General features: G+C 68.0%; 19 protein-coding genes. 7 read left to right on the top strand and 12 right to left on the bottom strand.

Annotated features, from left to right (window positions below; translation table 11 throughout):
• Nucleotides 1-21: 21 nt before the first annotated feature.
• Nucleotides 22-711: a response regulator gene (locus tag ACLQ3C_RS10790; protein WP_425705052.1), complete on the bottom strand. Its 690-nt coding sequence runs from the start codon at nt 709-711 to the stop codon at nt 22-24.
• Nucleotides 708-2,021: a PspC domain-containing protein gene (locus tag ACLQ3C_RS10795; RefSeq protein WP_425705053.1), complete on the bottom strand. Its 1,314-nt coding sequence runs from the start codon at nt 2,019-2,021 to the stop codon at nt 708-710. The genes ACLQ3C_RS10790 and ACLQ3C_RS10795 overlap by 4 nt, the downstream gene beginning before the upstream one ends.
• A gap of 211 nt (nt 2,022-2,232) precedes the next feature.
• Between ACLQ3C_RS10795 and ACLQ3C_RS10800 the strand changes: the two genes are divergently transcribed.
• Together ACLQ3C_RS10800 and ACLQ3C_RS10805 are read left to right on the top strand one after the other, a co-directional pair.
• Nucleotides 2,233-3,645: a PspC domain-containing protein gene (locus ACLQ3C_RS10800; RefSeq protein WP_425705054.1), complete on the top strand. Its 1,413-nt coding sequence runs from the start codon at nt 2,233-2,235 to the stop codon at nt 3,643-3,645.
• 32 nt (nt 3,646-3,677) lie between these two features.
• Entirely contained in the window at nt 3,678-3,917 is a 240-nt protein-coding gene (locus ACLQ3C_RS10805) for a hypothetical protein (protein WP_425705055.1), read from the top strand.
• 72 nt (nt 3,918-3,989) lie between these two features.
• On the opposite strand, the gene guaA is transcribed toward ACLQ3C_RS10805, so the two are convergent.
• Nucleotides 3,990-5,537 (bottom strand): glutamine-hydrolyzing GMP synthase, encoded by a 1,548-nt coding sequence (gene guaA, locus ACLQ3C_RS10810; protein ID WP_425705161.1) that lies wholly within the window; start codon nt 5,535-5,537, stop codon nt 3,990-3,992.
• Nucleotides 5,538-5,703: 166 nt separating this feature from the next.
• On the opposite strand from guaA, the gene ACLQ3C_RS10815 reads away from it, so the two are divergent.
• From ACLQ3C_RS10815 to ACLQ3C_RS10825, 3 genes are read left to right on the top strand one after another with little or no spacing between them, the layout of a single operon-like run.
• Nucleotides 5,704-6,351, top strand: a complete 648-nt coding sequence (locus tag ACLQ3C_RS10815) for a biotin transporter BioY (RefSeq protein ID WP_425705056.1) — start codon at nt 5,704-5,706, stop codon at nt 6,349-6,351.
• 22 nt (nt 6,352-6,373) lie between these two features.
• A complete protein-coding gene (locus ACLQ3C_RS10820; RefSeq protein WP_425705057.1) occupies nt 6,374-7,048 on the top strand; it encodes an energy-coupling factor ABC transporter ATP-binding protein in 675 nt (224 codons plus the stop codon).
• Nucleotides 7,045-7,647, top strand: coding sequence for an energy-coupling factor transporter transmembrane component T family protein (locus ACLQ3C_RS10825; RefSeq protein WP_425705058.1), 603 nt, complete (start codon nt 7,045-7,047; stop codon nt 7,645-7,647). Before ACLQ3C_RS10820 ends, ACLQ3C_RS10825 begins: the two co-directional genes overlap by 4 nt.
• Here the strand turns inward: ACLQ3C_RS10825 and ACLQ3C_RS10830 are convergent.
• The 4 genes from ACLQ3C_RS10830 to guaB all read right to left on the bottom strand — a co-directional run bounded on the left by ACLQ3C_RS10830 (nt 7,594) and on the right by guaB (nt 13,866).
• Nucleotides 7,594-9,081 carry a 2-isopropylmalate synthase gene (locus ACLQ3C_RS10830; protein WP_425705059.1) on the bottom strand — a complete coding sequence of 496 codons (1,488 nt, stop codon included), beginning with the start codon at nt 9,079-9,081 and terminating at the stop codon, nt 7,594-7,596. The genes ACLQ3C_RS10825 and ACLQ3C_RS10830 overlap by 54 nt on opposite strands.
• Before the next feature lie 192 nt (nt 9,082-9,273).
• Nucleotides 9,274-11,025: a GMC family oxidoreductase N-terminal domain-containing protein gene (locus tag ACLQ3C_RS10835; protein WP_425705060.1), complete on the bottom strand. Its 1,752-nt coding sequence runs from the start codon at nt 11,023-11,025 to the stop codon at nt 9,274-9,276.
• A gap of 89 nt (nt 11,026-11,114) precedes the next feature.
• Nucleotides 11,115-12,257, bottom strand: a complete 1,143-nt coding sequence (locus ACLQ3C_RS10840) for a GuaB3 family IMP dehydrogenase-related protein (RefSeq protein ID WP_425705061.1) — start codon at nt 12,255-12,257, stop codon at nt 11,115-11,117.
• 97 nt (nt 12,258-12,354) lie between these two features.
• Nucleotides 12,355-13,866, bottom strand: coding sequence for an IMP dehydrogenase (gene guaB / locus ACLQ3C_RS10845; RefSeq protein WP_425705062.1), 1,512 nt, complete (start codon nt 13,864-13,866; stop codon nt 12,355-12,357).
• Nucleotides 13,867-14,000: 134 nt separating this feature from the next.
• Between guaB and ACLQ3C_RS10850 the strand changes: the two genes are divergently transcribed.
• Nucleotides 14,001-14,390: a DUF5319 domain-containing protein gene (locus tag ACLQ3C_RS10850; protein ID WP_425705063.1), complete on the top strand. Its 390-nt coding sequence runs from the start codon at nt 14,001-14,003 to the stop codon at nt 14,388-14,390.
• A gap of 1 nt (nt 14,391) precedes the next feature.
• Here ACLQ3C_RS10850 and ACLQ3C_RS10855 read toward each other — a convergent pair whose 3' ends face one another.
• The 3 genes from ACLQ3C_RS10855 to ACLQ3C_RS10865 all read right to left on the bottom strand — a co-directional run bounded on the left by ACLQ3C_RS10855 (nt 14,392) and on the right by ACLQ3C_RS10865 (nt 16,752).
• Nucleotides 14,392-15,222 carry an anti-sigma-D factor RsdA gene (locus ACLQ3C_RS10855; RefSeq protein WP_425705064.1) on the bottom strand — a complete coding sequence of 277 codons (831 nt, stop codon included), beginning with the start codon at nt 15,220-15,222 and terminating at the stop codon, nt 14,392-14,394.
• The gene (locus ACLQ3C_RS10860; RefSeq protein ID WP_425705065.1) at nt 15,194-15,784 is read right to left on the bottom strand and encodes a sigma-70 family RNA polymerase sigma factor; all 591 of its coding nucleotides are present in this window, start codon (nt 15,782-15,784) and stop codon (nt 15,194-15,196) included. Before ACLQ3C_RS10860 ends, ACLQ3C_RS10855 begins: the two co-directional genes overlap by 29 nt.
• Nucleotides 15,785-15,915: 131 nt before the next feature.
• On the bottom strand, nt 15,916-16,752 hold the full coding sequence (locus tag ACLQ3C_RS10865) for a hypothetical protein (protein ID WP_425705066.1): 837 nt from the start codon (nt 16,750-16,752) through the stop codon (nt 15,916-15,918).
• A 449-nt stretch (nt 16,753-17,201) separates the two neighbouring features.
• Here ACLQ3C_RS10865 and ACLQ3C_RS10870 point away from each other — a divergent pair, with 449 nt between their 5' ends.
• Nucleotides 17,202-17,498 (top strand): WhiB family transcriptional regulator, encoded by a 297-nt coding sequence (locus ACLQ3C_RS10870; protein ID WP_425705067.1) that lies wholly within the window; start codon nt 17,202-17,204, stop codon nt 17,496-17,498.
• Between the two features lie 137 nt (nt 17,499-17,635).
• Here ACLQ3C_RS10870 and groL read toward each other — a convergent pair whose 3' ends face one another.
• Entirely contained in the window at nt 17,636-19,252 is a 1,617-nt protein-coding gene (gene groL, locus ACLQ3C_RS10875) for a chaperonin GroEL (RefSeq protein ID WP_425705068.1), read from the bottom strand.
• A gap of 233 nt (nt 19,253-19,485) precedes the next feature.
• Nucleotides 19,486-19,785 (bottom strand): co-chaperone GroES, encoded by a 300-nt coding sequence (gene groES / locus ACLQ3C_RS10880; RefSeq protein ID WP_006334733.1) that lies wholly within the window; start codon nt 19,783-19,785, stop codon nt 19,486-19,488.
• Nucleotides 19,786-19,793: the final 8 nt, after the last annotated feature.

Consider the following 19,793-nt stretch of genomic DNA (forward strand, 5'->3'; position numbering starts at 1 on the left):
GCAGCCCAGCGGAGGTGCAGCTCAGCCGATGTGCCGGGTCGCCGCCCAGCGGGTGAGCGCATTCCGGTTGGACTGCTGCGTCTTTCGCAGCACATTCGACGCGTGCGTCTCGACCGTCTTGATCGAGATGAACAATTCCTCGGCGATCTCCCGATAGGTGTAGCCGCGCGCGAGCAGCCGCAACACCTCCAACTCGCGGCGCGTCAGCGAGTCGAGCTCGGGATCCAGTTGCGGCTCCGGTGCCGACGACTTCCCGGTGAACGAGTCGAGCACGAAACCCGCCAGCCGCGGACTGAACACGGCATCGCCCTCGGCGACCCGGCGCACCGCGTCGGCCAGCTCACCGCCGTCGATCGTCTTGGTCACATATCCGCGCGCGCCGGCCCGGATCGTCGCTATGACGTCCTCGGCGGCGTCGGACACGGACAACGCCAGGAACACCGGGGCGTCGGCGCCCATCGCATCGGTGACCCCGCGCAGGACCGCCACGCCGCCTCCGGCGGGCATGTGTACGTCGAGCAGCACCACGTCGGGGCGCAGCCGGGTGATCCCGGCGACGGCCTCGGCGACGCTGCCCGCCTCGCCGGCCACCGTGAGCCCTGCCTCCCCGGCCAACTCGACCCGCACCCCCGACCGGAACACGCCGTGATCGTCGACGAGGAAGACGCGATACTGCCGGTCACTTCGCGGCTGCGGCTGTTCGAGGGTCATGACACCTTTCCGTGTTCGGCTCCGGCACTGTCGGCCGTTGACGGCAGCGCACCGGAAGCCGGTGCGCCGGAATCACTATCGCGTTCTTGAGCGAGGGTGGCGGCCCCTTCTGGAGCCGGCACCTCCCCCCGCGGCATGGTGACCCGCACGTTGGTGCCACGCCCGGGCGCCGACCTGATCGTCACATGCCCACCCACACGTTCGGTGCGGGCGCGGATCGACCGCGCGATGCCCTGCCTATCGTCGTCGACCCGGCCGAGGTCGAAGCCGACGCCACGATCACGCACGAAGACCTCGACCTCGTCGTCGCCGACCTCGAGATAGACATCGACCTTGCGTTCGCCGGAATGCTTGGCCGCGTTGACCAATGCCTCGCGGGTGACGCCGACCAGCGCAGGCCAGCGCTTGGCGGCGACCTTGTCGGTGTCGTCGTCGGGACGCAGATCGCCGACGGTGACGACCTCCACCTCGATGCCGTAATGGTCCTCGACCTCTCCGGCGACACTGGTGAGTGCGGCGACCAACGAACTGCCGCGCTGCGCCGGGTCACCGAAGAGCCAGGTCCGCAGTTCGCGTTCCTGGCTGCGGGCGAGGCGGGCCACCTCCTCGGGTCTGGCCGCCTTCTTCTGGATGAGGGCAAGTGTCTGCAGCACCGAGTCGTGCAGGTGGGAGGCGATCTCCTCGCGCTCGGCATTTCGGATACGCGCTGCCCGTTCGGCATTCAGGGTGCGCCACATGCGCATCCACAGCGGGACGGTCAGCAGCAGGACGCCGAGCAGGGTGGCGGCCACGGCCAGCAGCGTGGTGCTCAGACCGCCGAAATTGCGGGTGCCGGCGAACACGATGACGACGAGGCCGCCGATCACGAGCACCGCACCGCCGGCCAGCCGTGTCCACGTCAGCAGCGGTCCGTGGGGACGCGAACGCGCCGAGGTGTCGAATTCCCGCCACACCAGACTCGCACCGACGGCGACGAACACCAGCGGCACCAGATAGGTTGCGGGCGTACCGGACGCAGCGAATCCCACCACGCCCATCGCGACGAGACCGATGATCGCCAGCCCCCAGGCCTGCCGCCGTTCGGCGGGCGTGGGCGCGGTGACGTCGTCGCCCAGCGGGCAGAAGAACCAGAGCAACGCGTACGCGAGGGCACCTGCCCCGGCCATCGCGGTCAGCACCACGAAGACCACCCGAACCCGGAACGCGTCGACGCCGAGGTGGTCGGCGACGCCACCGGCGACACCACCGATCACGCGGCCGCCACTGCGGCGCGACAGCCGCTGCGGTCGCTCGATCTCCGCAGTTCCCATCTGTCGATACTGACACGTTCACCCCGTCGACGGCATCAGGGTTCACCCGGGTGCCGACCCGGAGGACCGTGGGCGCACCGGCGCCGGGAGCGAAGCGAGCGGGCCGCATGTATCGGGCCACCGGCCGGTGCCCGGGCCCCGATCCGATCCGGGTGGATCTCAGGGTCGTTCCCCGATGTGCCGACCGCGACGGGGCGACAGGATGGCTGTCATGAATACCGCACACCTTCGGATGCAACTCGGGCGATTGTGGGACACCCGGCCGGTACGACCTTCCTCCCCACGCACCATCGCCGGCGTCTGCGCGGGCATCGCCGGGCGCTACCGGATCGACCCCACGCTGGTGAAGGTGGCGTTCGTGGTGGCAGCGGTATTCGGCGGCAGCGGCCTGATCTTGTACGTCGCGGCATGGATCGTCTTCCCGTCGAGCACCGGCGCCCGCGCCCGCGCCGAACGCAGCCACGGCGGCCATGCGCACGGCTGGTTCAACAACCCGACAGTCATCCTCTGGGTCGTCATCGTGATCGTGGCGTCCTCCGTCCTCTCGCGGGGACCGTGGGGTTCGGGCGGTGTGGTCGGCGGACTCCTGATGCTCGTCGGGTGGTGGTTGCTGTTCCTGCGCACCCCCGAGCCACCCGCCGGCACCAGCGTGACGACGGTGGCGATCCCCGAGTCGCCGCAACGGTTCGTGCGCTGGACCCCGCGTGCGGTGCGCACCGGCGCCCCGGTCGCGGCTGCCGCTGCCACCGCCACCGGCGCGCGGGCGGCTGCGGCTGCCGTACCCACCGACACCGGCGCGCGGGCGGCTGCGGCTGCCGTACGCACCGACACCGTGCCCACCGACACCGTGCCCACCGACACCGTGCCGACCGACACCGTGCCGACCGAGACCGGCCCCACCGACTTCCTCGACGCCACCCCGCCTTCGTGGGATCCGCTCGGGGCCGCGCGGTTCGCGTGGGACCTGCCCGAGCCCACCACCCCGCAGCCACCGCCGGTCACCTATCCGCGCCACCCACGGCGTTCGGCATTCTCGTTCGTCGTGCTCGGCCTCGCCATCCTGGTGGTCGCGGGCGGAGTCGCGGCCAATGCGCTCGGAGCGGACTGGTTCACCACTGCTCACGTACTGTCCCTGGCGTTGGCGGTGATCGGCGCCGGGCTGCTCGTCAATGGGCTGCGCCGCCACACTCCGCGTTCACATCCGGGCGCCTTGGCGCCGCTGGCGATCGGATTGTCGGCGGCGGTGATCGTGACGACGCTGCTCACCACCTGGGGGCCCGACGACCACCGGCTGGGCATGCCCGCCGGCGGGATCGGCGATCGCAACTGGAAACCATTGAGCCAGAATGATATCCGGGATGAGTACACCTTGAGCATGGGGAGCATGACACTCGACCTGCGCGATATCACGCTCGCCGCCGATGACACCGTGCATCTGCGCAACGGGATCGGTGAGATCGTTGTCAAGGTTCCGGCCGGGATGAACGTCCGGGCCAACTGCTCCGCCGGCGCCGGCGACTACACCTGTCCGGAAGGCCTCGACGGCGGCGCAGACGGAACCGGCGGGCCGGTACTCACCATCGATGCGCACACCAACGTCGGCAGTGTGGAGATCAAGCGATGAACCAGTCGAATCAGAACAGCATAGGAGACGAGATGAACGGCGCCACAAGCTCATTCGACACGTCCGCGAGCTCGGAGCCGGGTGGGGTGCGGCGCCGCCGCGCACCTGCGGTCGCGCTGACCGGCGTGGTCGCGCTGGTGATAGCGGGATGGGGCCTCGCAGACGGGCCACGCGTTCCCGACCCGGCCACCATCGGGTGGCTCGTGGTGGCCGTGGCCGTCGCCATCGGCGCGCTGCTGATCGTCACCGGGGCGCGGTCGGCGCGAACCTGAGCGCGGTCGGAGACCGCTACTCCCATTCGCGCGGTCGGAGACCGCTACTCCCATTCGCGCGGTCGGAGACCGCTACTCCCATTCGATCGTGCCCGGCGGCTTGCTCGTGACGTCGAGGACGACGCGGTTCACGTCGGGCACCTCGTTGGTGATGCGGGTGGAGATGATCTCGAGCACCTCGTAGGGCACCCGCGTCCAGTCCGCGGTCATCGCGTCCTCGGACGACACGGGGCGCAGGACGATCGGATGCCCGTAGGTGCGGCCGTCGCCCTGCACGCCGACGCTGCGGACGTCGGCGAGCAGCACCACCGGGCACTGCCAGATCTGCGTGTCGAGCCCGGCGGCGGTGAGTTCTTCCCGGGCGATGAGGTCGGCGGTGCGCAGCATGGCGAGCCGGTCGGCGGTCACCTCACCGACGATGCGGATCGCGAGCCCCGGACCCGGGAACGGCTGGCGGCCGACGATCTCCTCGGGCAGACCGAGTTCGCGTCCGACGGCGCGGACCTCGTCCTTGAACAGCAGGCGAAGCGGTTCGACGAGTGTGAATTCGAGGTCCTCGGGCAGCCCGCCGACGTTGTGATGGCTCTTGATGTTGGCGGTGCCGCTGCCGCCGCCGGATTCCACGACATCCGGGTAGAGCGTGCCCTGCACCAGGAATTCGACCTTGTGGTCGTCGGCGGCGTGTTCGCCGAGCACGTCGGTGACCGCGCCTTCGAAGGATCGGATGAATTCGCGGCCGATGATCTTGCGTTTCTGCTCGGGATCGGAGACCCCGCTCAGTTCGGAGAGGAAGGTCTCGGCGGCGTCGACGGTGACCAGTTTCGCGCCGGTGGCACCGACGAAGTCGTGCTGGACCTGCTCACGCTCCCCTGCCCGCAGCAGCCCGTGGTCGACGAAGACACAGGTGAGGCGGTCGCCGATGGCTCGCTGCACCAATGCTGCGGCGACCGCGGAATCCACCCCGCCCGACAGGCCGCAGATCGCCAGGCCGTCACCGATCTGGTCGGCGACCTGATCGATCAGGGCGTCGGCGATGTTGGCCGCGGTCCACGTCGGCTCCAGGCCGGCGACCTCGTAGAGGAAGCGGGTGAGGAGCTGCTGACCGTGCGGGGTGTGCAACACCTCCGGGTGGTACTGGACACCGGCCATCCGCCGTTCGACGTTCTCGAAGGCGGCAACCGGGGCACCCGGCGTCGAGCCGGTGACCGTGAACCCTTCCGGGGCTTCGACCACGGCGTCGTTGTGGCTCATCCACACCGGCTGGGCGCCGGTGAGACCTTGGTGCAGGACACCGCCTTCGGTGGGAGTGAGTGTGGTGCGGCCGAATTCGCGACCACCGGTGTTGGCGACGTGCCCACCGAGCGTGGCCGCCATCGTCTGGAATCCGTAGCAGATGCCGAAGACCGGGATGTCGAGGTCGAGGAGTGCCGGATCCAGTCGCGGGGCGTCGTCGGCGTACACCGACGCCGGGCCGCCGGAAAGGATCAGCGCCACCGGATTCTTGGCCCGGAACTCCTCGATGCCGGCGTCGTGCGCGATGACCTCGGAGTAGATCCGGGCCTCCCGGACGCGGCGCGCGATGAGCTGGGCGTACTGGGCGCCGAAGTCGACGACGAGCACCGGGCGGGGCGCGTCGAATCCGCCGGTGGCACGCGATTGGTCTGCAGAATCGGTCACGGCACGAGTCTAATGTCCCGCCTGCGGCGGCCCCGGTGCGGATCGCGGTGCGGATTGATCGACCGCGGCGCCGCGGCGACCTCAGCACGTGGAATACTCGTTTCTCGCGATGCAAACCACCGAAAGCCGTGATCGCACCTGGTCACTGAATATCTCCGACATCACCCAGGCCGCCGTGTTCGCCGCGTTGATCGCCGCGCTCGGGCTGCCGGGCACCATCAGCGTGGGCACCAGCGGTGTCCCGATCACCTTCCAGACCCTCGGGGTGATGCTGGCAGGCGCGATCCTGGGTCCCAAGAAGGGCACGCTCGCGGTGGTCCTGTTCATGGTTCTGGCGATCGCGGGTCTGCCGATCCTCTCCGGTGGCCGCAACGGACTGACCGCGTTGAGCTCCCCGACCTCCGGATTCTTCGTCGGCTTCCTTCCCGGCGTGATCGTCATCGGGGTGCTGACCGCGCTGATGATGTGGACGCGCACGTCTCGGACGCCGCCACCGCGCTACCGGCTGCTCCCCGGTATCGCGATCAACCTGATCGGCGGCATCCTCGTGGTGTACGTGTGCGGAACCGTCGGCCTGATGATCCGTGCGGACATGACGTTGTGGGCGGCGATCGCCGCGAACGGCTGGTTCATCCTCGGCGACGCCATCAAGGCCGTCGTCACCGCCCTGGTCGCCGCGCAGGTGCACCGCGGATGGCCCGGCCTGATCGGGCCGCTACGGCGGACGCGGGCCGACGTCCCGGCCACGTCGGACTGACGCGTTCGCAATCGCCGATACCGTGATCGAATTCCGCGACGTCACCCACGCCTTCGGTGAGCGCACCGTGCTGCGCGAGGTGTCGGTCACCCTCACCGAGCGGCGCGTCGGCATCGTCGGCGCCAACGGGAGCGGCAAGTCGACCCTGGTGCGCATGATCAACGCACTCGTGGTGCCCGACCACGGCACGGTGACCGTCAACGGGATCGACGCGCGCCGCCACCGGCGCCGCGTCCGCCGGGAGGTCGGCTTCATCTTCTCCGATCCCGATCGGCAGATCATCATGCCGACGGTCGCCGAGGACATCGAGCTCTCCCTGACCCGCAGCGAACTCACCAAAGCCCAACGGGCCGAACGTACCCGGGAGATGCTCGAGCGATTCGGACTCGCCGACCACGCCGACCAGCCCGCCGCGCGGCTGTCGGGCGGACAGAAACAACTCCTCGCCCTGGCGTCGATCTTCGTCACCGAACCGGCGATCGTCGTCGCCGACGAACCGACCACGCTGCTCGATCTGCGCAATGCCCGCATGCTGCGCACGGTGTTCGCGGGTCTCGACGAGCAGCTCGTCGTGGTCAGCCACGATCTCGAGCTCGTCGCCGACTTCGACCGGGTACTGGTCGTCGACGACGGCCGCATCGTCGCCGACGATGCACCCGGGCCGGCCCTGGCGCACTACCGGGCGATGATGTCATGAATCCGCTGGGCACCTACCGCCCGGGACGCTCACCGCTGCATCGGGCGTCGCCGGGAGTCAAACTCCTCGGCCTCGCGGCCGCGATCGTGGCGATGTCGGTGTTCGTGCGGTCGCTGCCCGCGCTCGGTGTCGCAGCGCTCGCGGTCGCGGTCGTCTACGCGCTCGCCGGCATCGGCCCGCGCACCGCGTGGCGCCAGTTCCGGCCCACCCTCTGGATCCTGGTGTTCATCTTCGCCTTCCAGTGGATCTTCACCGACTGGCGCCGCGCGCTGCTGGTGTGCGGGGTCCTCGGGCTCTCGGTACTGCTGGCCGCGGTGGTGACCTTGACGACCCGCACCACCGACATGCTCGATTCGATGACGCGGGGACTACAACCCTTGGCGCGCTTGGGTGTTCGCACCGACCTGATCGCCATCGCCCTGGCGCTGACCATCCGTGCGATCCCGTTGATGGTCGAGGTCGCCGCCCAGGTCGACGAGGCACGGCGGGCGCGCGGGCTGCGGCCGGGACCGCGAATCCTGGTGGCGCCCATCGTCCTCGCCGCGTTACGCACCGCCGACGGATTCGCCGAGAGCCTCTCGGCCCGCGGCCTCGACTGAGACACTGTCTTCGCGTACCCACTGTTCGTACAGGCTGCGCAAGGTCGGGGCGTCGACCTCCACGCCCGACCGGTCGGCGTATTCCTGGACGTGACGGGCCAATTCGGGTTGCTCATGCGGTTCGAGCACGATCCCGTATTCGGTCTCGAGTACGTAGGCGATCCCGCCCTTGCCCGACTGGGAGTTCACGCGGATCACCGCCTCATAGGTGCGGCCGATGTCGGCCGGGTCGATCGGCAGATACGGCACCTCCCAAGGCAACCGGCGCTCGGCGATCCCGGTGGCTGCGGCACGTTCGCGGTGCTCGGCCAGTCCCTTGCGGATGGCGTCCTGATGGGTTCCGCTGAACGCCGTATGCACCAGCGACCCGGCATAGGGATGGCGCGGATGGATCTCGATGCGGTTGGCGTACTCGACGGTGCGGGCCACCTCGTCGATGTCGGAGAAGTCGATCATCGGATCCACGCCCTGCGCATGGAGATTCAGTGCCAGGGTGGCGATGTCGACGTTGCCGGTACGTTCCCCGTTGCCGAAGATGCACCCCTCGACGCGTTGGGCGCCGGCCAGCACGGCCAGCTCGGCGCACGCGATCCCCGTACCCCGGTCGTTGTGCGGGTGCACCGACAGGATCACCGACCCGCGGCGGTCCAGGTTGCGGTGCATGTACTCGATCTGGTCGGCGTACACGTTGGGCGTCGCCACCTCGACGGTCGCGGGCAGATTGATGATCACCGGCCGGTCCGGACTCGCCTCCCACAGTCCGGTCATCGCGTCGCACACCTCGAGGGCGAAGTCCGGTTCGGTCAGATTGAACACCTCGGGAGAGAACTCGAAACGAACGTTGTCGAGCCCGTCGGCGCACTCGAGGATGTCGCGGCCGCCGCGGGTGATGATCTCCCGCAGGCCGTCCCGGTCCCGTCGCAGCACCACGTCACGCCAGATCGGGGCGGTCGCGGTGTACATGTGGATGACCACATCGTTGGCGATGCCCCGCACCGAATCCACGGTGCGTTCGATGAGATCGCGCCGTGCGGGGGTGAACACGACGATCGTCACGTCGTCCGGGGCGATGTCGTCGGTGGCCAGCATCCGGACGAAGTCGAAGTCGGTCTGCGACGCCGACGGATAGCCGACCTCGATCTCCTTGTACCCCATGGCGACCATGAGTTCGAAGAAGCGTCGCTTGCGTTCGGGGTCCATCGGTTCGGCCAGTGCCTGATTGCCGTCGCGCAGGTCGACCGGTACCCACAGCGGCGCGGTGGTGATCCGGTTGGTCGGCCAGCGGCGGTCGGTCAACGGGAGCTCGACCCGGTCGTGGACGGCGCGGTAGCGGTACGACGGCATCTGCGAGCATTGTTGGCGGTTCCACGCCGGGGCACCGGTTGCCACGCCGCCGGCCGGCGTGGAGATCGTGGGGAAAGAAGTTGTGCGCATGGTATTTCGGACTCCGTGGTCGAGATCGGTGTTCGACCGGCACGACGGCTCCCACGGCGGGGAGCCGGTCGTGATCAGGCCCCGCCGTGGCAGCGAAGGAGGAGACGCGCACAGAACTGCATGCCCCGAAACCTAACAGTCCTCAGACAAGTGCGCAAGCCGTGGCCCGAGGACGACCGAACGGCGGGGCCGTCAGCCGGCGTCGACGTGTGCGGCCGGCGTGATCGGCAACCGCAGGGCGCCCGGCGCGTCGGCCGGAACGACCGGGGTCGTCGGCGCGACGGGGGCCACCCGGGCGTATCGCTCCCCCTGCGCCGGGCGGGTATCCGCCTCCCCCTTGTTGGGCCAGAAGGCCATTGCGCGTTCGGCCTGCGCGCAGATCGACAGGGACGGATTCACCCCGAGGTTCGCCGAGATGGCGGCGCCGTCGGTGATGTGCAGCGTCGGATAATGCCACACGCGGTGGTACGGATCGATGACGCCGTTCGCCGGCACGTCGGAGATGGCACACCCACCGAGATAGTGGGCGGTCAGCGGCATGTTGACGATGTCGCCCCAGGTGCCGCCGGCGACGCCACCCGGAAGTTTGCGTGCAATCCGGCGGGTGGCCTCGTTACCGGCGGGAATCCACGTCGGATTGGGTTCGCCGATGCCTTGTTTGCTGGTGATGTAGCGGAACGGTCCGCGCTCGCGGACGAAGGTCGTCAGCGAGTTGTTGTTGTTCTGCATGACCAACGCGATCACGGTGCGTTCACTCCAGCGGCGCACCACCAGGAGGCGACCGAGCGACAACGGATTCGCGGCGACCTGGCGCACGAATTGCCCGAATCGGTTCGCCGGAGACCCGCCGTCGGTGAGCAACGTCTGCAGATAGGCGATCGCGTTGGAGCCCTTGCCATATCGCACCGGCTCGATGTGTGTGCTGGGGTCGGGATGAAATGACGAGGTGATCGCGACGCCCCGCGAATAGTCGTGTGCCGGATCGTATCTACTGGCCATCGCCCCCAGGATGGACTCGGAGTTGGTGCGGGTGAGACGGCCCAGCGCATCCGAGATCCGTGGCAGGGTGCGATATTTGGCGTGATGCAGCAACCGCTGCGTGTTGAACGTCCCCGCGGCGACGATCACCTGCGACGCGGTGTAGGTCCGCGTGCGGCGCCGTACCGGTCCCCACGCCGACGAGCGGTGGGTGCCGACCTCCCAGGTGCCGTCGGCCCGTTGGGCCAGTCCGTCGACCGTGGTGCGGTCGACGATCGTCGCACCGTGGCGTTCGGCAAGGCCGAGGTAGTTCTTCATGAGGGTGTTCTTGGCGCCGACACGGCAGCCGGTCATGCAGGCACCGCATTCGGTGCAGGCGGTTCGCTCCGGTCCGGCGCCGCCGAAGTACGGATCGGGCACGGTATGTCCGGGCCGACCCGCCAGGCCCGTCTTCTCCCCGAAGAACACCCCGACCGGGGTGGCGGTGAAGGTGTCGCCGACGCCCATCTCCTCGGCGACGTCGCGCATGATGCGATCGGACTCGGTGAAACTCGGATTGGTCACCACCCCGAGCATCCGCCGGGCCTGCTCGTAGTACGGGCCGAGTTCGTCCGCCCAGTCGGTGATGTGGTTCCACTGCGGATCGGCGAAGAACGGCGTCGGTGGTTTGTAGAGCGTGTTCGCGTAGTTCAGCGATCCGCCGCCGACCCCCGCGCCGGCCAGGATCATGACGTCCTTGAGCGCGTGGATGCGCTGAATGCCGAAGAGTCCCAGCTTCGGTGCCCACAGCCACTTGTGCAGACGCCAGCTGGTCTTGGCGAACTCCGAGTCCTCGAAGCGACGGCCGGCCTCGATCACGCCGACGCGATATCCCTTCTCCACCAGCCGCAGCGCGCTGACGCTGCCGCCGAATCCGGAGCCGATGATGAGCACGTCGAAGTCGGTGGGGTCACGGTGGGCTACCATGAAAAACATTCTAACGTTCATTGTCACATCAAGTGACGTGGGTCTCCCGGTAGCCCGACTGACGGCGTTCCGGCCGTCGGGGCATCCCGTCACCGATGGACGGTGAGCCCCACCTTCTGAAACTCCTTGAGGTCGGAGTAGCCGGCCTTCGCCATCGAACGACGCAGTGCGCCAACAAGATTCAACTCGCCAAACGAGTTGGCGGATGGCCCCGAGAGGACCTGTTCGAGGGTCGTCCGCTCGTCGGGGATCGCAACTTGCAGCAGCGCCCCCCGCGGGGTGTCCGGATGCGCCGCCGCCGACGGCCAGTACCAGCCACGCCCTGGCGCCTCGACGGCCGCGGCCAGCGGCGTCCCGAGCACCGCCGCGTCGGCACCGCACGCAATCGCCTTGGCGAGGTCACCCGAGTCGTGGATGTCGCCGTCGGCGATGACGTGCACGTACCGCCCGCCGGTCTCGTCGAGGTAGTCGCGGCGCGCCGCAGCGGCGTCGGCGATCGCCGTCGCCATCGGCACCCCGATACCGAGCACCTCGCCGGTGGTCGTGGCCCCTGCGGTGGAGCCGTATCCGACAATGACACCCGCTGCACCTGTGCGCATCAGATGCAACGCGGTGCGGTGATCGTGGACGCCGCCGGCGATGACGGGGATGTCGAGTTCGGCGATGAAGGTCTTGAGGTTCAACGGATCTCCGGAACCGTTGGCCACATGCTCGGCCGAGATGATGGTGCCGTGCACCACCAGGATCTCCACTCCCGCGGCCACCAGCGCCGGCGTCAGCTCGGGTGCGTGCTGCGGGCTGACCCGCACCGCCGTGGTCACACCGGCCTCGCGGACCGTGGCCACCGCGCGCGCGAGCAGGTCTGGGTCGAGCGGCGCGGCATGCAGTTCCTGCAGCCGGCGCACCGCCGCTTGCGGGTCCGGGTCGGTGGTGGCGATCTCGACGAGCTCGGCGATCTTCTCGTCGACGTCGCGATGCCGTGCCCACAATCCCTCTCCGTTGATCACCCCGAGCGCACCGAGCCGGCCCAGTTCGATGGCCGCTTCCGGCGACACCAGGGCGTCGGTCGGATGACTCAGGATCGGCGCGTCGAACCGGTAGGCGTCGATCTGCCATGCGGTCGAGACGTCCTTGGACGAGCGGGTCCGTCGGGACGGCACGATACTGATGTCGTCGAGCTCGAACGTCTGCCGTGCCGTCCGACCCATGCCGATGTCCACGAGATCACGCACCCTTGCGCCTTTCTGTCCGGCCCACGATCCGATGCGGACGTGGGCCCCGAGGTCCGGAGACCGGGAGAAGTTGAGATCGGGAGAACTTGCCGGGAACTCAGCGAGAATAGTAGTTCGGTGCCTCGGCGGTGAGAGTGATGTCGTGTGGATGCGACTCCTTGAGACCCGCCGCCGTGATCTGGACGAACTGCGCCTGCTGCAGTTCGGGAATCGAACTCGCACCGGTGTAGCCCATTGCCGCGCGGAGTCCACCCACGAGTTGGTGGATCACCTGGGTCAGCGGTCCGCGGAACGGCACCCGCCCCTCGATGCCCTCGGGCACGAGCTTCTCCTCGTTGAGGACGTCGTCCTGGAAGTAGCGGTCCTTGGAGTAGGACTTGGCTTGCCCACGACCCTGCATCGCGCCCAGCGATCCCATGCCGCGGTAACTCTTGAACTGCTTACCGTTCACCAGGACCAGATCGCCGGGAGCCTCGGCAGTGCCGGCCAGCAACGACCCGAGCATCGCCGTCGACGCGCCGGCAGCCAACGCCTTGGCGATATCGCCGGAGTACTGCAGGCCACCGTCGGCGATGACGGGGACGTCGGCCCGCTGACAGACGGTCACGGCCTCGAGGATCGCGGTGATCTGCGGGGCACCGACACCGGCCACGACGCGGGTGGTGCAGATCGACCCCGGCCCGATGCCGACCTTGACCGCGTCGGCACCGGCGTCGACGAGCGCCTGGGCGGCCTCGCGCGTGGCGATATTGCCCCCCACGACCTGTACCCGGTCGCCCGTCTCGGCCTTGAGTTTGGCAACCATGTCGAGCACCAGCCGATTGTGCGCGTGTGCGGTGTCGACGATGATCACGTCGACACCCGCGTCGGTCAGGGCCATCGCACGATCCCACTGGGCCTCGCCGGTTCCCACGGCCGCACCGACGAGCAGCCGGCCGTCGGCATCCTTGGTGGCAAACGGATGCTGTTCGGTCTTGACGAAGTCCTTGACGGTGATCAGCCCGGTCAGTTTGCCGTTGCCGTCGACGATCGGCAGCTTCTCGATCTTGTGGCGGCGCAACAACCCCAGCGCGGCCTCGGCCGAGACACCCTCCTGGGCGGTGATCAGCGGCGCCTTGGTCATGACCTCGGCAACCGGCCGGTCCTGGTCGACCTCGAACCGCATGTCGCGGTTGGTGATGATGCCGACGAGCTCACCGGTTCCGTCGACGACGGGCAGCCCGGAGATGCGGTACCGAGCGCACATGGCGTCGACCTCGGCGAGCGTGTCCCCCGGCGAGCAGGTCACCGGATCGGTGACCATGCCGGCCTCCGACCGTTTGACGGTCTCGACCTGAGCGGCCTGGGACTCGATGGACAGGTTGCGGTGCAGCACGCCCATTCCGCCCGCGCGCGCCATGGCGATGGCCATGCGTGCCTCGGTGACGGTATCCATCGCCGAACTGACCAGCGGCACGCGCAGGGAAATGTTCCTGGTCAGCCGGGACGATGTATCCGCCTCACTCGGGACCACATCCGAAGCCGCGGGCAGCAACAGGACATCGTCAAAGGTGAGACCGAGCATTGCCACCTTGCCGGGATCATCTCCACCGGTGCGAACGTGTGTCATCCGTTCATGGTATCCGGCGATCGCGGCGCCAACCCAATGCGACGATCCGACCCATGCCGCCACCGCGGAGTCGGCGCCGTCGATCTGTGGAACCGATGCGGCGCTGGTCACGTGAAATCGGTTACGGTGGAGTCGTGCGTGACCACTTGCCACCCGGCCTCCCACCCGACCCCTTCGCCGATGATCCCAGCGATCCCGCGTCGGCGTTGGATTCGGTCGAGCCCGGCATCCCACTCGACGAGAACGAGCGGGTCGCGGTCGAGGAGGACCTCGCCGACCTGGCAGTATATGAAACGCTGCTGGCCCATCGCGGCATCCGCGGCCTCGTCGTCGTCTGCGAGGACTGCCACGAAGATCATTACCACGACTGGGATATGTTGCGCGCCAATCTCTTACAACTTCTGATCGACGGTACCGTGCGCCCGCACGAACCAGCTGTCGACCCACGTCCCGACGACTACGTCACCTGGGACTACTGCCGCGGCTACGCCGACGCATACGCACAGCTCGGCGGCGAGCGCTGAGCTAACTCGGCGGCACCACCGTCGAGGTCTGAGCCGAGGTCGGCGTCGGTGTCGTCGGAGCCGGACTGGTCGGCGTCGTGGACGTCGGCGGGGTCGTGGTCGTCGGTGTGGTCGACCGATCAGACGTCGGCGGGGTGGGACTGCCCGACTGCGGGGACGTCGAATCGGGTGCGGTGGTGGCGGGACCCGGCGCCCGCGAGCTCTGCCCGGGGGCACCGGACTCGTCGGCACGCAAGCGGCTGATCCACTGATTCATCTGCTCGCGGGTCTGCGCGTCGCGCACCGGCCCCATCTTGGTCTGGGCACGCGCGATGAGCTGCTGCGCCTGGACCATGTCGCCCGAGGCGAGCGCGGCCTCGGCCTGTTCGAGGTCGGAGCGCACATCGTAGGCCGCCTGCGTCTCCGAGGCCTTGTCGGCGAATACGACCTTCTTGACACTCCAGAGCGAGTCGCCCGGCTGAGCACCTTCGCTGACGACGGTCAGACCGGCAACGGCGACCACGGCGATCGCGGCCGCGCCGGCGATCACCCGCAGTCCGCGACCTACGCGCGTGCCGCGGCGCGGTGCGCCATCGGTCGCCATCGCGTGCTCGACCTCCGCGATACCGGGCAGCAGCGGCGCCGGCTCGGCGAGGACATCGTGGCGCCAACCCGAAAGCAGTGCTGCCAACTGGTATTCGGTGTCATCTCGCGTCGGGGTGGGCACGTCATGTGAGAGCGCATCGAGAAATGCGTCGTCGAAGTGCAACTGTCGTAAGTCGATGTGCTCAGTTGGGTCGGCGTCCGGCATCGGCCGACGCCGATCATGCTCGTCGTTCATTGCGTCGTCCACCTGCCTTCCTCAGCTCGTCTTTCAGTTTTGCCAGTGCTCGATGCTGGGCGACTCGCACTGCCCCCGGAGTACTGCCGACCGCGTCGGCCGTCTCCTCCGCCGACATCCCGACCACCAGCCGCAACACGAGGATCTCGCGCTGCTTGTCGGGCAGCACCGACAACAGCCGGCGCATGCGCCGACTGACGTCGGAGTCCAGCGCCACCTCCTCGGGCCCGCCGAGAACCGTGGTGACGTCGGGGACGGCGTCGACCGGGTCGGCCTTGACCCGCCCCGCCACCCGCATCGCATCGGCGACCTTGTGCGCGGCGATCCCGTATACGAAGGCCATGAACGGCTTGCCCTGATCTTCGTATCGGGGCAGCGCGGTCATCACCGCCATCAACGCCTCCTGCGCAACATCATCCGCGGAGAACAAATGACGCTCTCCGACACCGATTCGCCCTCGGCAGTAGCGCAGGATGGGCTCGTGCACACTCTCGAGAACCGACGTGAGAGCCACGCGATCGCCCTGCCTTGCGGCGCGGACGGCGGCGTCCAACTCATCACCCGTCAATTTCATCGTCAGTCGAGATCCCCGCGTTACATATCGTGTGGCGGACTCACCAGGTCCGATGTGGCGGGCCGCAACGACCCGGATGGCGACGCCCGCGACCGGGGACTGCGGTGGCGGGGCGGCGAACCCCAAACACCTTAGCGATCGTTGTGCGACCTCACGAACGGCATGCCCCGGGCGTGTAGGAATCGATATAGATCGTTGACCGCCGCCACCGTCTGCGCAGACGTGTCGCCCAGCCCCTGTTGTAACGACAGCGCGGCCCACTGTAGCGGCCTCAGGCCGGCTTCGGCGGACGCATCGCCCAGCGCGATCGCGGCCTGCATCGCCACCTCTGCATGTCCGGTTGCCGCCTGCGCTGCCGCGACGATCAGTCCGGTCTTGATCCGATGCCGTTGAGTACCGCCGTCGGCCCGGTCGGCCAGCATCGCCGTCGCCCGTTGCCCGGCGTCGAGCGCGGCATCCGGGTCATCGGAGTAGATCGCCAGCTCGGCGCGGACCCACAGGGCACGCAACCGGCAGCGGGCGTCGGTGAGCCACGGGGCGTCGGCGCCAGATGGCGAACCCTCGGCAAGTTCGTCGGCCCGATCGAGCAGCCGCCGCGCCGCCCCGAATCGGCCGAGGCCCAGGTTGTCTGCAGCAAGATTGATCAGCGCGTCGCATGCGGCCGCACGCGCCCACGCGGAGCGCCCGGGCATGTCAGCGCCGGCCAGCAGTAACGCGTGGCCGTCGCGGATCAGAGCGTCGCGGTGACGCCCGGCCTGCCGGTACAACGACGCCGCAGTACTGCATGCGAGGGACGCGACCGGCCGGTCGCCGACGACGCGGGCGTCGGTGACCACCGCGGCCAGCGCGGTCAATGCCGCCGCCCCACGGCCGTGAGCGCCGGCCGCCACCGCCGCCGACCACCGGGCAACAAGCTCGTCACCAGCGAGAACGTGGCCGGCGTCACGCCCTCCCGACGCAGTTAGCATGAATTTAACCTGGCGTCACAAATGTTAAAACCCGCAGCGACATAAACGCCTGATGACATCATTGTTTCGCTCAGGTTAATCGATAATCTTGGCGGTCGTCGTCGCATCATTTACCGACACCCTCCCATTCCACTTCTTGTGTGCGATCACCTGCTGTTCAGACGCATATTTGCAGGACATGAGCACCTGACGGCGCCCCGCTGCCGCGTCGTGCTAGTACGAAGCCGACGGCTAACCGTGCGTTAACAATGCCGGAATCTTTGGAATCATTTCGCCGTGATTGACGGTATTGACGCCGTTTCTCCAGCCCGCTTAATGTTCTCTTGCGCCACCGGAAAAGACCCTCGGCAGCTCATCTGCCGAGACTTTCCGACCCGGACTGACGCGGACCATGCCATGACCGAGGCCCACGAAGTCGGGTTCCACGTCCTGCAGAAGGAGATGCTGCCATGCCCCAGCCCAACCACCTCCCCGGCCCCAATGCAGATGTCTGGGACTGGCAGATGCACGGCCTGTGCCGTGGCGTCGAGTCGTCGGTGTTCTTCCACCCCGACGGTGAGCGCGGCCGAGCCCGAGCGCAGCGCGAGCGGCGTGCCAAGGAGATGTGCCACCAGTGTCCGGTGATCGCCCAATGTCGCGAACACGCACTGGCCGTCGCCGAACCCTACGGAATCTGGGGCGGGCTGTCGGAGTCCGAACGCAGCATGCTGATGAAGCGGCGCGTCGGTCGCCGCATGGCCAGCTGAACCACAACCGACGAGAACCACAACGCGGCCGGCGAGAGCCACCGAACCAAAAACGCCGGGGTGGTCACCAGATGGTGACCACCCCGGCGTCGTGTTCGCGCCATCACGGCCCGATCCGCCACGCGCCGAGGCGCTGCTCAGTGGGCGTGGCCGTGACCGTGATCGGCCCCGGCAGACTCCTCGGGCTTGTCGACGATGGCGGTCTCGGTGGTGAGAACCATGCGAGCAACCGACGCCGCGTTGACCACTGCCGAACGGGTGACCTTGACCGGATCGATGATGCCCTCGGCGATCAGATCGCCATAGCTCAGGGTCGCGGCATTGAAGCCCTCTCCCGCGGCCGCCTCGGCGACCCGATTGACCACGACGGCACCGTCGACACCCGCGTTGGACGCGATCCAGAACAGCGGGGCCTTCGCCGCGTCCCGGACGACCCGAACGCCGAGCGCCTCATCTTCGGGAAGTCCGGCCGCGAGATCGTCGAGCACCGACGCAGCCTGCACAATGGCCGAACCGCCGCCGGCGATGATCCCCTCTTCGACAGCGGCCTTGGCCGCCGCGACGGCATCCTCGACACGGTGCTTACGCTCTTTGAGATCCGTCTCGGTGGCAGCACCGACCCGGATGACCGCGATACCGCCGGAAAGCTTCGCCAACCGCTCGGCCAGCTTCTCGCGGTCCCAGTCGGAGTCACTGTTGTCGATCTCCCGGCGCAACTGTGCGGCGCGATCGGCGATGGCCTCCGAGGTGCCGCCGCCCTCGACGATCGTCGTCGTGTCCTTGGTGACGACGACGCGCCGGGCCGAACCCAGCAGATCGAGCTCGGCACCGGCCAGGCTGAGGCCGATGTCAGACGAGATCACGGTGCCACCGGTGACCACCGCCAGATCATCCAGGAACGCCTTGCGGCGGTCACCGAAGAACGGCGCCTTGACCGCGACCGCCTTGATCGTCTTGCGGATCGAGTTGACCACCAGCGTCGACAGCGGCTCGCCCTCGACGTCCTCGGCGACGATCAGCACCGATCGGCCCGCTTTGACAATCTTCTCCAGCAACGGCAAGAAGTCCGGCAGCGAACTGATCTTGTCGCGGTACAGCAGCACCAACGTGTCCTCGAGGACCGCTTCCTGCGCGTCGGCATCAGTGACGAAATAAGGTGACAGATAACCCTTGTCGAACTGCACTCCCTCGGTGACCTCGAGGTCGGTACTCAGACCCGAACCCTCCTCGACGGTGACCACACCATCGACACCGACGGTCTCCATGGCCTTACCGACCATCTCGCCGACCTCGCCATCACGCGAAGACACGGTCGCGATCTGGGCGATCCCCTGCTGACCCGCCACCGGCGTCGAACGACGCAAAAGCTCCTCGCTCAGCGCGTCCGCAGCCTTGCCGATACCCACACCCAGCGAGATCGGCCCCGCGCCGGCAGCGACGTTGCGCAATCCGGCCGCCACGATCGCCTGCGCCAGCACGGTCGCCGTGGTGGTGCCGTCCCCGGCAACGTCATTGGTCTTGGTCGCCACCGACTTGACCAGCTGCGCCCCGAGGTTCTCGAACGGATCCTCCAGGTCGATGTCGCGGGCGATGGTCACACCGTCATTGGTGACACTCGGTCCGCCGAAGGCCTTCGCCAGAACCACGTGACGACCACGCGGCCCCAACGTCACCTTCACGGTGTCGGTGAGCTGATTGATGCCGCGTTCGAGCGCGCGGCGCGCCTTCTCATCGAATTCGATCTGCTTTGCCATAAGTCTCTGCTTTCTGCGATCGCTCCGCGAATCGCGTGTGTTTGCGCATGTGTGCACTGCTCTTCGTCGTCGCCGGCGTCGTCGCTACGCTCCTCGCCGCTCCTCCTGCATCGCAGCGCGCGCAAACACTCTGTGGTTTGGGGGTTTTCTGTGTTTATCGATCGGTGAGGCAACTCCGCCCCGGGACCCCCTGCGGGGTACCGGGGCGGAGAGTCACGCTTGTCTCGCTGGTCCTACTTGCCGATGACCGCGAGCACGTCGCGGGCCGACAGGATCAGGTACTCCTCGCCGGCGTACTTGATCTCGGTGCCGCCGTACTTGCTGTAGATGACGGTGTCACCTTCCTTGACGTCGACCGGGACCCGATTGCCCTGCTCGGTCACCCGTCCCTCGCCGACGGCGATGACGGTGCCTTCTTGCGGCTTCTCCTTGGCGGTGTCCGGAATGACCAGACCCGACGCGGTGGTCGTCTCGGCCTCGACGGCCTGCACCAGGATCTTGTCCTCAAGCGGCTTGATATTCACGCTCGCCACGATGTGAG

The sequence above is a fragment of the Gordonia sp. DT30 genome (assembly GCF_049844915.1).
GTDB lineage: Bacteria > Actinomycetota > Actinomycetes > Mycobacteriales > Mycobacteriaceae > Gordonia.